Raw genomic sequence first — 15,038 nt, 5'->3', positions numbered from 1 at the left:
GGTGTTTTTGCTCATGGGGGGAGCGTATCTAAGGAGCAGGATCAAGCAAGCAGGAAAGTGGGATCAAGAGACGATCGTCTCATTTTTCCTGTGTCAATACTGTTCCGGTGAATACTTACCCAGACGCTCAAACCCGTACTGGATCATGCTTCCTCCTCCTCATCCAAACCCACCTCTGCCGATTCATCTTCCTCGCCACCCTGCGGCTCATCGAATGAATCGTCTTGGCCAGATGCGCTCAACGATTCGAAGTGTTCCAGATAGCGATAGACCGCCGGCAATAACTGCCAATAACCGTTAAGTGACAACGCAAATCCGAGCTTGACCGCGCTGTCCAGCAACGCGATGAAGCCATCCAGCTCCAACCCCTCGGCCTCAAGGATCTCCTGATGATGCTCGTGAGCCTTGGCCAGCAAGGCCTTGTCTACCCGCCACTCCGTAAAGCGGGACAAGGGTCTGCCCTCATCAGCCTGGGTATCAAACAAGCACATCCATAACAACGCCAGGCGCTTGCTAGTCTTGCTGGCTTGGCTGCCGGACTCCTCGATATGAAACCAGGCATAGCCACGTGGCTCGACTTTAAGCTCAAACCCCAGGGCGGCAAAAATAGCCTGATAGCTTTCCTGACACCGCTCCAGCTCGGCCCACAGGGCAGGCTCCGCCACCCGGTTGAGGTGCTTGCCGCTGTTGAACAGGCGAAACAGCTCACTCAGGGCACCGAGCGACTCCAGATGCGAAATAGAGGTAATCATGATCTCTGGATCCTGTAGGGGTGATAACTGACCAGCACCTCTTGCAAATCCGTTGTGGTGCTATCTGGGTGAAGGCTCGCCAGCCAAAGAGGCTCACGCACCAGTTCGTGGTAGAGTCGCAACAAGGTGGCATCCGGCTGCTCGCCATAATGCTGTAGCAACCAGAGCATCAGGTTCTCCACTGGCAGGCTCTCTTGCAGGTGTTGTTTGAGGGTCTCGTCATCAATGGGCTCTACCAGTGAGGCGTCGAAGGGGACCTCCGTCGGGAAACGGATGAGTTCCGGTATGTACGCCAGGGCGCTGGCCATAAAATCCTTGACCTCGAAGCCTACACTAACGCGTCGCGGTCGCTCCTGCCGCCAGACAGGCAAGGCCCCCTTCGTATTGCGCAACGGCAGAGCTCGCGTGAGGCCACGTTTGCGCACACGCCCCAACAACTGGCTGATGGCGGCAGACAGGCCATTATGCTCGCGCAGCTCTTCACGCAGCGGCAGCAAGGTGGCGGCACATTGCTGGGCTACCAATCTTCCCAACCGCTGCAACTCCTTGGCTTGATAAGAAACCTGACGCAACTGTAACTGGTGGGTATAAAGCCCACCTTGTATGGTGATGGCCTCTACAGCCCGATCCAGAGCCCTCTCCGCCTGCTCCAGAAAGGGATAGAAGTTGCCCGCAAGCCCGGAGTCCATCATCTCGTTCATGGGCTCCACATACTGGTCATAGGCTTCAAGCACTGAGCGATAACGTTGCGCTATTGGCATGGCTGCATCCGCGGATTTAGCCTGTTCGGCCAGCTCCAATATGGCATGGCGATCCTGATCCAATTGCAAACTGATCTGCCGCAACAGGTCTGACATCTTGGCTGAGCCCTGACGCAAATAATCGGGATTGAGTGGTTCAGAACCTTCCAGTATTTGTGCTGTCGCTTGTTTGATGGCCTCGATACGCGCCTTGAGCACGGCAGAAAGCCCTAACTCATGCTCACGTAACAGCCCCCGCGCAAACTCTTGCACCAAGGGGTTGACCTGCAGGGTATCGGTTCGCTCAAGCCACTGCAGGACATCGCTGCTACATAGGCTACGCAAGATTTCTCCACACTCAGGCTCGCTGTCACTGCCCCGGCTGGACTTGCCAATTAGCCTCAGCACCATCGCCTCATCGAAAGCAGGCCATTCCCGCGAAGCCCGAACCAATGCTTCGATGACGTCCCAATGTTTATGCAGTTGGAATATCAGACTTTTGGGATTTGCCATTCGGTATCCTTGTTCGCTCCCTTGGCCCCAGTCCAAAGAATCATACGATGGACGGCTGGCGTCATTTGACCACAAGAGCATAGAAAGCAACCCAGCTGGCAACAATACTGGATACTTCTACATGTCGTTTTTTCAAGCAGATATCTGACGACTCCGGTCTCCCTTACCGCCATTGCTGCAAATGCTCAAACGCTGAGTGTGGGCCGGACTACCGCCAGGATGTTGGCTTGGATCACGCCTCCAGCAGGCAGATCATGGATGATCGGTATGGAAAATTCTCGACGGTAGTGGTCAGTCAACTACCAACGGAAGAGTGGTACGCGAGCTTGGGGGACAACACCCCTGGCAGATGCGATCCTGGACCGGCTGATGCACAACGCTCACCGGCTGTCACTGAAGGGAGAATCGATGAGAAAGAGGAGAAGTGAGTTGACCCAATCTGAACAGTCGAGTTAGAAACGAGATGACATGAGCGCGTTAAGGATCAGGGTGTTCACGTTGGCCGGAATCACTGTTCAACTTCACCGGAATACGCAGGGCCAACACTCTGATTTCCACTGATAACTCCTGGGTCAACATGGGCGTGGCTCAAAAGCCACGATCTTGGCCCAGGTGGGTCAACTTTACTCCGGCGTTAGTGGGTCATTTTTACATCGGCGGTGACATCAATGCGTTAAGGATGATTCCGGTGAGTGTGAACAGTGATTCCGGGATGTTGAACACTGTTTCCGGAAAGGAGGGGCAAAGTGTTCAGGTTGAGGTGTCCTGACAAGATCGGACAGTCCCGGATCAAGCAGCCTGAGCAGTTCTCCAATACCTCTTGTTAAACTCCGCCGGGCTGACATTGCCAAGTCGTGAATGCCGACGCTGGCGGTTGTAAAAAATCTCTATGTATTCCTGAATCGCTGCCTTGGCCTCCGCTCTCGTCTCGAATCTATGGTGGTGAACCAGTTCATTTTTAAGAGACCCCCAGAAGCTTTCTATCGGGGCATTGTCGAAGCAGTTCCCCTTGCGTGACATGGAGGTCTGCATGCCAAATTGTACCTGGAGAGCCCGGTAAGCCTTGGCACAGTACTGACTGCCCCGGTCTGTGTGATGAATAAGCCCAACGGGTGGCCTCTTCTGCTGCACAGCCCGAAACAGCGCCTGACTGACCAACCCGGTGGTCATTCGCTCTCCCATCGCATAACCCACTATCTCACAGGTAAACACATCCTTGAGACCAGCCAGATAAAGTCAGCCTTCGTCGGTGGCAATATAGGTGATCACCGGTCCAGACTTCGTTGGGCTTCGTCGGCGCAAAGACCTGACCAAGGAGATTCTCCGCCACGGGCAGGGAATGAGCAGAATGGGTTGTCGCCTTGAATTTGCGCTTTTGTTTGCAAGACAACCCCATTTCACGGCGCAATCGCCCAATCCGGTCCCGCCCAGCGTAAAATCCTTCGGCGGCCAACTCAGCTTGTAAACGCGATGCGCCATAGGTCTGGCGCGTCTTGCTGTGAGCAGCCCGAATGGCGACCTTGAGTCGTTCATCTTCTTGTTGGCGCTGTGACGGTGGACGCTGGCGCCAGTGGTAGAAGCCCGCACAAGAGACCTCCAGCACACGACAGATAACGGAAATGGGATAGATGTCCTGTTGGTTGGCTATCCACGCGTACTTGGCAGTGACTCCTGAGCAAAGTACGCGGCGGCCTTTTTTATGATGTCGCGCTCCATGTTGGCTTGTGCGAGAGCTTTGCGTAGCCGGGCCACTTCAGCCTCCAGCTCGGCGACAGAACGCGCTCCGGGAATGGCCGATGTATCCTTTCCTCCTTTGGCTGCGACCACCCAGTTGCTCAGTGTGCCTTTGGCAATACCCAACCTTCTGGCGGCTTCAGCTTGGCCAAGGCCTTGCTCCAACACCAGTCGAACCGCCTCTGCCCGAAACTCTGGTGAATAGTGTTCTCTCGATTTCATTCAATACCCCCGATTGTCTCATCGTAACAATCGGGACTGTCTGTGAAAATCAGGATACCTCATCGCGTAATGCCCTGAATCGTTTAGACAATTTCAGGGCCTTCGTCGCACTTATGCTTTTGGCGTTAACATGCCATGTGTCACGATGAAATCGATGATGGTATCCACTCCCTGACCGGTTTTCAGATTGGCGAATGTCCACGGTTTTTGTGGGCGCATACGGTTGGTGTCTGATTCCATTACATCTAAACGCGCACCAACATACGGGGCCAAATCGATTTTATTGATCACTAATAAATCAGATTTGGTAATGCCCGGCCCGCCTTTGCGTGGAATTTTCTCGCCTTCCGCCACATCAATCACATAGATGGTCATATCAGCTAATTCAGGGCTGAAGGTGGCACTCAGGTTGTCGCCACCGCTCTCAACGAAAACGACATCCAGATTGCCGAATTTCTCACTGAGCGCTTCAACAGCGGCCAGATTCATCGATGCATCTTCACGGATCGCCGTGTGCGGGCAACCACCGGTTTCCACCCCGACAATACGCTCGGCAGGTAACGCGCCTGCTTCGGTTAAAATTCGCTGATCTTCTTTGGTGTAGATATCGTTAGTGACGACGGCGATCTCAAAGTGATCACGCATCTTTTTACATAATACTTCTAACAGCGCAGTCTTGCCGGAACCAACAGGGCCGCCAACGCCAACTCGTAATGGGGATGATGTTTGAGTCATAAGAGTGTCCTTTCCAATCTGATTATGAGCGGAATAACCGCGTGTATTGTATTTCGTGGCATGCACTGGCGATGGCGAGGCAGGTTAAACTGCCTCCGATCTCATCGTCTTGCACAGTGCAAGCCCGTTGGTATTTTTCAGGCAGTTGCGCGGATAATTTTCGAAGCAATGTCTGACCCGCTTGCTGACCAATGGGCACTAATTTAATGGCGGCCATGACGGCACCTTCCAGCAACGCGAATCCCCAGCCCAACGCTAGTTGCTCGACACTCAGGTTGTTTTTTGCACCAAACCACACCATGCCGGCCAGCTGTGAGCGTTTCAGATGAACGGCCATATCAGCACTGCCTGAAATGCCCCAATCTTTGATCACACGGTAAAACGCATCACCGCGCTGCCCCTCTTCCAACCGAAACTCTTCGCTTTCGCGGCTCGCTACCAGCAAATCGATAGCGTCTACAAAAGCAGTCAGATTGTCTTGCCGGGCAGCAACGTAAAGGCGGTTGAGAAGCGGCCAGTCGAGATAGACCAGCCCTTCGTCCATTTGATCAGTCAGCCATTGTTCAAATTCAGCGGCGTTTTTAACCCAACCCGTTTCAACCGCCCATTCCAGCCCTTGCGAATAGGTAAACCCACCCACTGGCAGATTAGGGCTCATCAATTGGAATAGTTGTAACCAACTGACTGGCGAGGTTTGATTGATCGCTGAAAAAATCATGAATTAACCCGCCAACAGTGCTGACGCCGAGGCAAACACCACTGCTGCCCAGCCTTTTTTCAACCATGCTATGTGGTTCGCTTTGCTGCCAACCGCATAACCCACCGCCAGCAACACCAGCGATGAAACCACAGCCCCCGCAGTGAACAACGCGACTTGCCCGACAGGCGCTTCAACACCATGCGCCCAACCATGAAACAGCGCAAAACAAGGTATCATCCAGCTCATTATTGACAAACGATTGGGCGCAAACACCAAGGCACCCGCAAACCAGAGCGAGGCCAGCACCAGCGGTTCCACCAGATTATTGCCGCCCAGCAGCACACCCGCACCAGTACCAACCACCATGGCCAGCAGGGTCAATAATGGCAGCGATAAACGACGCCCCGTTAATGCCGCCAGAAAGCCGCTGCTCAGTAACATCATCAAATGGTCAAGGCCAGTCAGTGGATGCAACACCCCCGATGAAAAACCGTGCTCCATGTGCCCAGGGTGAGCAAAGGCAGGTGTAGCCAGTAACATCAGAGCGATTGCGGTGGTCATACGTGATTTGTTCATATTAAATTCCTTTTTTTACTTATTAATTAGTTGCTTATGATGTTTTCAAAAAACCATGCATCGGCACGACGATCGCTGCACTGGCTGCATGAGAGTGAGCATGCAGATGATCATGGTTGTGACCATGTTCGTGATCATTATGATGATGGTGATGCCCTGCGCCCGCTTGCGATTGGTAAGCGCCAGCCTCTGGTTCAAATGGCGCAAGCTCAACCGCAACCGAGCCACCTAAACCAACCACCATCTCATCGAGCACATAATCGTGCTGATAACGGGCAAAACCGGCCTCGATTTGCAGCGGTACATGGCGATTACCGAGGTGATAGCAGATCCGACTCAGTAGTAACGGGTCATTGCAGCGCACCGTGGAAACCTGCTCTTCGGCGGCTTTTACCATCACGACAACTGCGCCAGCATCGTCAGTCAAACACTCGCCGCCACGTAATAGCTGACCACGAGTCAGGAATAGACCGGCTGCATCGCCATTATCTAAAGTGACTTTCAGGCGGCTTTTGATACGCAGATCGATCGGCAGTGTCAGCGTTGTGAGTAGCGCTTTTCCTGCTGCTTCTTCTGTCGTTAATCGTTGTGTGAGTCGAATCATTTTGTGTTCCCAAGTTCGCCTAGAATAAAAAGTAGCGCTGTGCCATTGGCAACACCGCAGCCGGTTCGCACGTCAGTAATTCGCCATTGGCGCGCACCTGATAGGTCTGGCTGTCGACTTCAATCAGCGGCTGCCAGTCGTTGTGGATCATGTGTGCTTTCTTCACTGAGCGGCAGTTCTTCACTTCCCCAATCAGACTGTTTAATCCCAGTTGCGCAGGCAAACCAGAGCGAATAGCCAAGCCAGACAGGAACGTCATGCGGGTCGAATGCATCGCACGACCGAGCGCACCAAACATCGGGCGGAAATGTACCGGTTGTGGCGTTGGAATAGACGCATTGGCATCACCCATCGGTGCTGCGGCAATCATGCCTCCCTTCAAAATCATGGAAGGTTTCACACCAAAGAAAGCCGGACGCCACAACACCAAATCGGCTAATTTGCCCGGTTCAATCGAACCGACTTCATGGCTGATGCCGTGCGCTAAGGCTGGGTTAATGGTGTATTTGGCGATATAGCGCTTGATACGCGTATTGTCATGTCGTGCTGGGTCGCTACCGAGGCTGCCGCGTTGCACTTTCATTTTGTGCGCAGTCTGCCATGTGCGCGTGATCACCTCACCGACACGTCCCATTGCTTGTGAATCGGATGAAATCATCGAGAATGCACCGAGGTCATGCAGAATATCTTCCGCTGCAATGGTTTCACGGCGAATGCGTGATTCCGCAAACGCGACATCTTCAGGAATGGCAGGGTCAAGATGGTGACAAACCATCAGCATATCGAGATGCTCATCGACCGTATTCACAGTGTAAGGGCGCGTTGGGTTTGTGGAAGACGGCAGCACGTTCGCCAGCCCGCACGCCCTGATAATGTCTGGTGCATGACCACCGCCCGCACCTTCGGTGTGATAGGTGTGAATGGTACGATCACCAATCGCAGCCAGTGTGTCTTCGACAAAGCCGCTTTCGTTCAGTGTATCGGTGTGAATAGCCACTTGCGTGTCGGTCTCTTCTGCCACATTCAAGCAGTTATCAATCGATGCCGGTGTGGAACCCCAATCTTCATGCAGTTTGAGGCCAATGGCGCCTGCGGCGACCTGCTCATGCAGCGCATCGGGTAAGCTGGCATTGCCTTTACCAAGGAAACCCAAGTTCATCGGCAGGCTTTCTGCCGCTTCCAACATGCGCGCCATATACCAAGGACCCGGCGTACACGTTGTGGCATTGGTGCCCGTTGCCGGGCCTGTGCCCCCACCCAACATGGTGGTCACGCCAGAGCAGAGCGCTTCGTCGATCTGTTGCGGGCAGATGAAATGAATATGGCTGTCGATGCCACCCGCTGTGACAATAGAGCCTTCCCCCGCGATCACTTCGGTGCCCGGGCCAATCACTAATGTCACGCCCGGTTGCACATCAGGGTTGCCCGCTTTGCCGATGCCGGCAATACGGCCATTTTTAACCCCGATATCCGCTTTAACGATGCCCCAATGGTCGATGATCAGCGCGTTGGTGATCACCAAGTCAAGGCAATAACGACTCAGCGCCTGCCCCTGACCCTGACCATCGCGAATGACTTTTCCACCACCGAATTTCACTTCGTCGCCATAAATGGTGAAATCTTTTTCCACCTCCAGCCATAACTCGGTGTCAGCCAACCGCACCCGATCGCCCGTGGTTGGGCCGAACATATCGGCATAGGCTTGTCTGGAAATAATACTCATGCCTGAACTCCCTGTTCGTTCTGTGCACCCTGATCACTTTGCGCAATTTCATCTAACGGGCCCATCACATCGCCACGGAAACCATACACATGGCGGCGCCCCGCGTATGCCACCAACATGACCGTGCGGGTCTGGCCCGGTTCGAAACGCACCGCAGTGCCAGCAGGAATATCAAGGCGAAAACCGCGCGTGGCAGCACGGTCAAACTGCAAGGCAGGGTTGGTTTCAAAGAAGTGGTAATGTGAGCCGATCTGGATCGGGCGATCGCCTGTGTTGGCAACAGCCACTTGTAACGTCGCACGGCCTTCGTTGAGTAGCAGTTCACCATCGGCAACCTGAATTTCTCCGGGGATCATAGGCGCTCCTTAAATGATGGGTTGATGAACGGTGACCAGCTTGGTGCCGTCAGGGAATGTCGCCTCGACCTGCACATCGGGGATCATTTCGGGTATGCCATCCATCACCTCATCGCGAGTCAAAATGGTGCGACCGTAATTCATCAACTCGGCGACCGTCTGGCCATCACGGGCCCCTTCCAAAATCGCAGCACTGATCAGCGCAATCGCTTCCGGATGATTGAGTTTTAAACCACGCGCTTTACGTCGCTCGGCCACCAGTGCGGCGGTAAACAGCAGTAACTTGTCCTTTTCGCGAGGGGTCAGATCCATCTTGTTCTCCTTGTAAACCGTAATCAGGTATTCCAGATCCGCGGACGACATGCGGGGCACCCAATCACCGTCGGGCGCAATGCTTGCCAAATCGTCTGCATTAATTGTTGTAACGGCTCGTTGTGTGCGCCGAGCAAGCGCACAATCAGTAAGTCATTGAGTAAGGTCACGCCAGCCGGTGCTGCGTAGCCTTGCAGTAATTCACGTACCAGTTCCCGTTCTGTTTCAGAACAAGGCGATGCGATGAGGGTCGCGACCAGCGGATAGCCTGCTAAACCTGCCCGGCGCTCGAGATCAGCGGCATCAAGCACCCGCAACGATTCATTCAGGCATAACCGCTGGTTACGATAGACGCGCCAACGGCTGCGTAACTGCCCTTCCAAAAATCGCTCTTCATTGACGGGCCGACCAAGCGAGATGCACTCCCAAGCGATCAATCGCGAATCACTTTCCAGATGGAAGGTGCTCTGCAGTTGCAAATTGGCACCGGGAAACAGAATGTTATCTTGCGGTAGCCACTCCAAAGCGGCACCTTCCGCCAGTTGGAAGGTTTGTGTGACCTTCGATTGTGGCCCCGCGCTACGATAAAACTTGGTGGCACCAGGGGTAGTCAGCAGCGCATGCGCCTCCTGTTCCACCTTAATTTGCACATCGAGCTCATCGCCACCTACCACGCCACCCGGTGGATGCAGCAGGTAGAGATGACAAGGCATGCCTTCGGGGTAGAATGGTCGTTGCACGGTCAGCGGGCCGTACTGGCGTCGTTCGGCCAGCACGGTCTGATTGCCGCGACGAGAAAACCCCAGCGACAAATGCGCTTGCCAGCCGGTTTGCATGGTTGCTATCGCTGCCGGTTGCATCGTCATACCGTCAGATATTCCTTGATCAGCCCTTCGTTGAGATCAGCCATCAGGCCGTCAGCAACACGACGACCGCGATCGAGCAGGCAGAAGCGATCGCCGACTTTGCGGGCAAACGGCAGTTTCTGTTCGACCAGTAACACAGTCAGGCCGATATCACGGTTGAGTTTGCGGATGATGTCGCCAATTTCACTGACGATGTTCGGCTGAATACCTTCGGTGGGTTCATCTAAAATCAGCAGTTTCGGATCAAGCACCAGCGCACGACCAATCGCGAGCTGTTGCTGCTGACCGCCGGATAAATCGCCACCACGACGCTGTTTCATCTCTTTCAACACAGGGAACAGTTCATACACCTGATCGGGGATCTGGCGCTTGTTATCGCGACGCGCAGGCAGTCCGATCTTGAGATTTTCTTCGACCGTCAGCAGTGGGAAAATCTGACGACCTTGCGGTACGTAACCGATGCCAATTTCCGCACGCCGCTCGACCGAAAACTTGCTGATGTCTTGACCATCAAATTCAATCTGACCGCTTTTAACTGGCAATTGCCCCATCAACACATTCAACAGCGTGGTTTTACCCACGCCGTTACGACCCATCAAACAGAGACATTCACCCTGTGCGATCTCGATGTCCAGATCCCACAGCGTGTGCGATTGGCCGTAAAATTGATTAATACCGGATAACTTCAGCATGCTGATTCCCCCAGATATACCTCGATCACTTTCGGATCAGCCTGCACCTGACTCATGGAGCCTTCCGCCAGCACCGAGCCTTGATGTAATACCGTGACTTTATTGGCAATCGAGCGCACGAAATCCATATCGTGCTCCACCACCACGACGGAGTGTTTGCCCGCCAGCTGTTTCAGCAGTTCAGCGGTGCGTTCCATCTCCTGATGCGTCATTCCTGCCACCGGTTCATCGACAAGCAGCAATTCCGGGCGCTGCATCAGCAGCATGCCAATTTCCAGCCACTGCTTTTGGCCGTGCGACAACACACCCGCTTGGCGATGACGCTCAGCAACCAGACCAATCAGCAGCAGCGTTGCTTCAAGATGATCGCGATCTTCACCAGACAGTTTGCTAACAAAGGTCTGCCAAACGCCTTTATTCCCCGCCATGGCCAGTTCAAGGTTTTCTTCCACCGTAAGCGGTTCAAACACGGTTGGTTTTTGGAATTTACGACCTATGCCTGCTTCAGCTATCGCCGGTTCATCGAGTTCCAACAAGTTGATGTTCTGACCAAACCACGCCGAGCCGGTGTCAGGGCGTGTTTTGCCGGTAATAACATCCATCATGGTGCTTTTACCTGCCCCGTTCGGGCCGATAATGCAGCGCAGTTCGCCTTTGTTGATGTAGAGGTTGAGGTTATTCAGTGCTTTAAAACCGTCGAAACTGACGTTGATATCTTCCAGATAGAGGATCACACCATGCCGTAAATCGAGTTTCACTGGCGCTGGTGGTGCCATCCGTTCGCGCAAGTAGGTCGGTGTTAAGATCGTTTTGGTTTGTGCAAACATGTTCATCACACCGCCTCCTTGCGATTGAATAAACCGGTAACACCTTTTGGCAGGAACAGCGTGACCAACACGAACAGCGCACCCAATGCGTAGAGCCATTCATCAGGCAGAATGCCGGTAAACACCGACTTGGCGTAGTTGACCAAAATTGCGCCGACCACCGCGCCATAAAGCGTCGCCCGGCCACCGACGGCCACCCAGATCACCAGTTCAATCGAGTTCAGCGGAGAAAACTCGCCCGGATTGATAATGCCGACTTGTGGCACATACAGCGCACCAGCAACGCCAGCCAACATGGCGGAGAACACGAAGATCGCGAGTTTGAAATATTCCACCCGGTAGCCCATAAAGCGGGTGCGCATCTCTGCATCGCGGATCGCCACTGCAACACGCCCCAGTTTCGAACCGACAATCACGCGGCAGACCAGATAAGCCAGACAGAGCACAACCGCCGTAATGAGGAATAACGCCGCACGAGTTGCATCGTCGGTCAGACTAAAACCGATGATGTCTTTGAAGTCGGTTAAGCCGTTATTACCACCAAAACCCATTTCATTGCGGAAGAACGCCAGCAGCAGTGCGTAGGTCATTGCCTGCGTCATGATCGACAGATAAACGCCGGTCACACGCGAGCGAAACGCCAGCCAGCCGAACACAAACGCGAGCAAGCCCGGAACCAGCACCACCATCAGCATGGCAAACCAGAAATGGTTCATGCCATACCAGAACCATGGCAGTTCATGCCAGTTCAGGAACACCATGAAATCTGGCAAAATCGGATCGCCATACACTCCGCGCGTGCCGATCTGACGCATCAGATACATGCCCATCGCGTAGCCACCCAGCGCAAAAAAAGCGCCGTGACCGAGACTTAAAATGCCGAGATAACCCCAGACCAAATCAAGCGCCACGGCAAGCAGGGCGTAACACAAATACTTGCCTAACAGCGTCACAGTGTTGGAACCGACATACAGCGCGCTGTCATGTGGCAACAGCAGGTTTGATAACACCACCAGCACCGAGCCAACCAGAATGGCACTGAGCAAACTCAGGCCCGCTTTATCTTTGAATACAGAATTAAATAGCATGTTTTTAGCCCTCAACCGCACGGCCACGTTGCGGAAACAGCCCGCGCGGGCGTTTCTGAATAAACAGAATGATCGCAACCAGAATCAGGATTTTTGCCAGCACAGCACCGGCATACGGTTCCAACAGTTTATTCGCCACACCCAGTGACAGACCCGCCACCAACGTGCCCCATAAATTGCCGACACCGCCAAACACCACCACCATGAAGGAGTCGATGATGTAACCCTGCCCTAAGTTCGGGCCAACGTTGGTCAGCTGAGACAACGCCACACCAGCAATACCAGCGATGCCTGATCCCAGACCGAAAGTTCTGGCATTCACCCAATCTGAGCGAACACCCATGTTGCGAGCCATAGCGCGGTTTTGCGAAACCGCGCGTACTTCCAACCCCAAACGACTGCGTTTCAGCAACCACATCAGGCCAGCAAAAACCAACAGGCTAAACAGAATGATGAACATGCGGTTCAGGGTCAGCGACAGGAAGTCGTTCCACACCCATGTGCCACTCATCCACGAAGGCATAACCACACTTTGGTTCAGCGGGGAGAAAATTGAGCGCACCGCTTGTTGTAACAGCAGGCTGATCCCGAAGGTTGCCAGCAGGGTTTCGAGCGGGCGGCCATATAAGAAACGGATCACACTGCGCTCAATGACAATGCCGACTAAGCCCGAGACACAAAATGCCGCAGGAATAGAGAGAAGTAACGCAATGCCCGGTTCATTCGGTAATAGTTTTTGCATCACGAAGGTGGTGTAGGCACCCAGCATCATCATCTCGCCATGCGCCATGTTGATCACGCCCATTACACCAAAGGTGATCGCCAGACCAATGCCTGCTAACACTAAAATGGAACCGAGGCTGATACCGAAATAGAGGGTTTCAATGCCACTGTAAAATGACTGACTGCGTTCGAGCTTTTTCACCGCTGCTGCGGCGGCGGATTTCACTTTGGCATCGGTATCGTTCTGAGCAACGGATTTCAGCTGCCCTACTACTTCTGGGTTATGCACTTCACTGAGTGCATCGACTGCGCTCAGGCGTACCACAGCATCGCTATCGACTAATTTGCTGAATGCGATCACCATGTCATAGGCGGCTAATACCTTGGCATCGGTCTCTTTTTGTTGATGGGCAATCAGCGCAGCACGATCGGAATCAGCTACCTTCCCCAACATCGATTTCACTGCCTGCAAACGTTTCTCTGCATTCGGATCATTTAAGGCCAGTTGAGCTGATAATTCAGCAATTTGGCGGCGCAAGGCATTGTTCATCGCCACCCGTTTGAAATCAGAACTGTCACCGGCAACTGCTTGTTTGTCGGTTAAATTAACAAATATTTCGCCCTGACGAATGACCATCAGTTCGTCACTTTTACGGAAAAACAGCTCACCGTTATCCAACGCAATAAAAAGATCAGATGCATAAGGTTCACCGCTGGCAGCAATTGTCGTGATGGCCTCTTTCTTGGCGGTAAAATCACGACCACTCAGTGCTTTTAATGCCTCATCGGTGGTCATCGCCTGCGCCATGACACTCCAGAGACCCATCATCAGGGTTAAACCAACCACGATGATTCGACTGCATCCTGCCTGTATTAATCGCATCATGCTTTCCTTGTCCCAGAGAAAATGAACTTTCTCTCTTTAATTCCGAAGGTGTTAAAAATTCAGGGCGGAATATCTCCCGCCCTGTCAGTCACGGAATTAACCGCCGCATTTACCTGTTTTCACGTTGAAGTTGCCGCAAGAGAGCGGTTTACGCCAATCGGAGATCAGGTCTTTTGAGCCTGGTAAGAAGTCAGACCATTCGTCACCAACAACAGTACCTTTGGTTTCAGAAACCACTTCGAACTGGCCGTCGTCCTGAATTTCACCGATCAGCACAGGTTTCGTGATGTGATGGTTTGGCATCATGGCTGCGTAACCACCAGTCAGGTTAGGCACAGAAACACCGATCAGGGCATCTTGTACTTTCGCCGGGTCAGTAGTGCCCGCTTTTTCAACCGCTTTCACCCACATGTTGAAACCGATGTAAGTCGCTTCCATTGGGTCGTTGGTTACAAGCTCTTTTTTACCGGTAAATTTGTGCCATTTTTCGATGAAATCTTTGTTTGCTGGGGTGTCTACGCTTTCAAAGTAATTCCATGCCGCCAGATGGCCAACCAACGGTTTAGTGTCGATACCTGACAGCTCTTCTTCACCAACAGAGAACGCCACCACTGGGATGTCTTGTGCAGAGACGCCTTGGTTGCCTAACTCTTTATAGAAAGGCACGTTCGCATCGCCGTTGATAGTAGAAACCACCGCAGTTTTCTTGCCCGCAGAACCGAATTTCTTCACATCAGCTACGATTGACTGCCAGTCTGAGTGACCAAACGGGGTGTAGTTCACCATGATGTCAGACGCTTTCACGCCTTTGGCTTTCAGGTAAGCTTCCAGAATTTTGTTGGTGGTGCGTGGATAGACATAGTCAGTACCCAGGGCGAGAGCGTGAACATATTGTTAAATTGACTTCAATTCAGCCAGCCCTGCATCCAATACCTTTTCCAGATATGGGCTGCTCATGCCCGCAAATTGCTGCTTCTTCCGCAAGCTTG

At 53.2% G+C, this 15,038-nt stretch carries 14 protein-coding genes and 3 pseudogenes; 1 reads left to right on the top strand and 16 read right to left on the bottom strand.

Features of this window, described 5'->3' with window-relative positions; all coding sequences use genetic code 11:
* Nucleotides 1-143: 143 nt before the first annotated feature.
* Both ACNPAA_RS18955 and ACNPAA_RS18950 read right to left on the bottom strand, forming a co-directional pair.
* Complete coding sequence (locus ACNPAA_RS18955; RefSeq protein WP_005330555.1) at nt 144-752, bottom strand: condensin complex protein MksE; 609 nt, start codon at nt 750-752, stop codon at nt 144-146.
* Nucleotides 749-2,005, bottom strand: a complete 1,257-nt coding sequence (locus ACNPAA_RS18950) for a hypothetical protein (RefSeq protein ID WP_021140988.1) — start codon at nt 2,003-2,005, stop codon at nt 749-751. Before ACNPAA_RS18950 ends, ACNPAA_RS18955 begins: the two co-directional genes overlap by 4 nt.
* 251 nt (nt 2,006-2,256) lie before the next feature.
* Between ACNPAA_RS18950 and istB the strand changes: the two are divergent.
* Nucleotides 2,257-2,461: pseudogene (istB, locus tag ACNPAA_RS18945) on the top strand (IS21-like element ISAs29 family helper ATPase IstB); the annotation flags it as partial.
* A 333-nt stretch (nt 2,462-2,794) separates the two neighbouring features.
* On the opposite strand, the pseudogene ACNPAA_RS18940 reads toward istB, so the two are convergent.
* From ACNPAA_RS18940 to ACNPAA_RS18875, 14 genes and pseudogenes are all read right to left on the bottom strand, one after another.
* Nucleotides 2,795-3,961: pseudogene (locus ACNPAA_RS18940) on the bottom strand (IS3-like element ISAeme20 family transposase).
* Nucleotides 3,962-4,072: 111 nt separating this feature from the next.
* On the bottom strand, nt 4,073-4,696 hold the full coding sequence (gene ureG, locus ACNPAA_RS18935; RefSeq protein WP_053288401.1) for an urease accessory protein UreG: 624 nt from the start codon (nt 4,694-4,696) through the stop codon (nt 4,073-4,075).
* 22 nt (nt 4,697-4,718) lie between these two features.
* On the bottom strand, nt 4,719-5,414 hold the full coding sequence (locus tag ACNPAA_RS18930; protein ID WP_109112777.1) for an urease accessory protein UreF: 696 nt from the start codon (nt 5,412-5,414) through the stop codon (nt 4,719-4,721).
* 3 nt (nt 5,415-5,417) lie between these two features.
* Nucleotides 5,418-5,972 (bottom strand): HupE/UreJ family protein, encoded by a 555-nt coding sequence (locus ACNPAA_RS18925; protein WP_197970407.1) that lies wholly within the window; start codon nt 5,970-5,972, stop codon nt 5,418-5,420.
* 34 nt (nt 5,973-6,006) lie between these two features.
* Nucleotides 6,007-6,576 carry an urease accessory protein UreE gene (ureE, locus tag ACNPAA_RS18920; RefSeq protein WP_109112776.1) on the bottom strand — a complete coding sequence of 190 codons (570 nt, stop codon included), beginning with the start codon at nt 6,574-6,576 and terminating at the stop codon, nt 6,007-6,009.
* A gap of 19 nt (nt 6,577-6,595) precedes the next feature.
* A complete protein-coding gene (gene ureC / locus ACNPAA_RS18915) occupies nt 6,596-8,299 on the bottom strand; it encodes an urease subunit alpha (RefSeq protein ID WP_109422133.1) in 1,704 nt (567 codons plus the stop codon).
* Complete coding sequence (locus ACNPAA_RS18910; RefSeq protein WP_053288398.1) at nt 8,296-8,655, bottom strand: urease subunit beta; 360 nt, start codon at nt 8,653-8,655, stop codon at nt 8,296-8,298. Before ACNPAA_RS18910 ends, ureC begins: the two co-directional genes overlap by 4 nt.
* A 9-nt stretch (nt 8,656-8,664) precedes the next feature.
* Nucleotides 8,665-8,967, bottom strand: coding sequence for an urease subunit gamma (locus tag ACNPAA_RS18905; protein WP_053288397.1), 303 nt, complete (start codon nt 8,965-8,967; stop codon nt 8,665-8,667).
* Between the two features lie 23 nt (nt 8,968-8,990).
* Nucleotides 8,991-9,833, bottom strand: coding sequence for an urease accessory protein UreD (locus ACNPAA_RS18900; protein ID WP_053288396.1), 843 nt, complete (start codon nt 9,831-9,833; stop codon nt 8,991-8,993).
* The gene (gene urtE / locus ACNPAA_RS18895; RefSeq protein WP_053288395.1) at nt 9,830-10,525 is read right to left on the bottom strand and encodes an urea ABC transporter ATP-binding subunit UrtE; all 696 of its coding nucleotides are present in this window, start codon (nt 10,523-10,525) and stop codon (nt 9,830-9,832) included. The genes ACNPAA_RS18900 and urtE overlap by 4 nt, the downstream gene beginning before the upstream one ends.
* The gene (gene urtD / locus ACNPAA_RS18890) at nt 10,519-11,358 is read right to left on the bottom strand and encodes an urea ABC transporter ATP-binding protein UrtD (RefSeq protein ID WP_109112775.1); all 840 of its coding nucleotides are present in this window, start codon (nt 11,356-11,358) and stop codon (nt 10,519-10,521) included. Before urtD ends, urtE begins: the two co-directional genes overlap by 7 nt.
* Entirely contained in the window at nt 11,358-12,440 is a 1,083-nt protein-coding gene (gene urtC / locus ACNPAA_RS18885) for an urea ABC transporter permease subunit UrtC (protein WP_103859157.1), read from the bottom strand. Before urtC ends, urtD begins: the two co-directional genes overlap by 1 nt.
* Nucleotides 12,441-12,444: 4 nt before the next feature.
* Nucleotides 12,445-14,046 (bottom strand): urea ABC transporter permease subunit UrtB, encoded by a 1,602-nt coding sequence (urtB, locus tag ACNPAA_RS18880; protein WP_103859156.1) that lies wholly within the window; start codon nt 14,044-14,046, stop codon nt 12,445-12,447.
* Nucleotides 14,047-14,145: 99 nt separating this feature from the next.
* Nucleotides 14,146-14,922 (bottom strand): annotated as a pseudogene (locus ACNPAA_RS18875) (transporter substrate-binding protein); the annotation flags it as partial.
* Between the last annotated feature and the right edge of the window lie 116 nt (nt 14,923-15,038).

It is taken from the genome of Aeromonas sp. PS2Canimalfood6 (assembly GCF_048276795.1).
In the GTDB taxonomy this organism is placed as follows: domain Bacteria; phylum Pseudomonadota; class Gammaproteobacteria; order Enterobacterales; family Aeromonadaceae; genus Aeromonas; species Aeromonas caviae.
The sequence above is the reverse complement of the archived record's forward strand: the minus strand, read 5'-3'. Positions and strand labels throughout refer to the sequence as shown.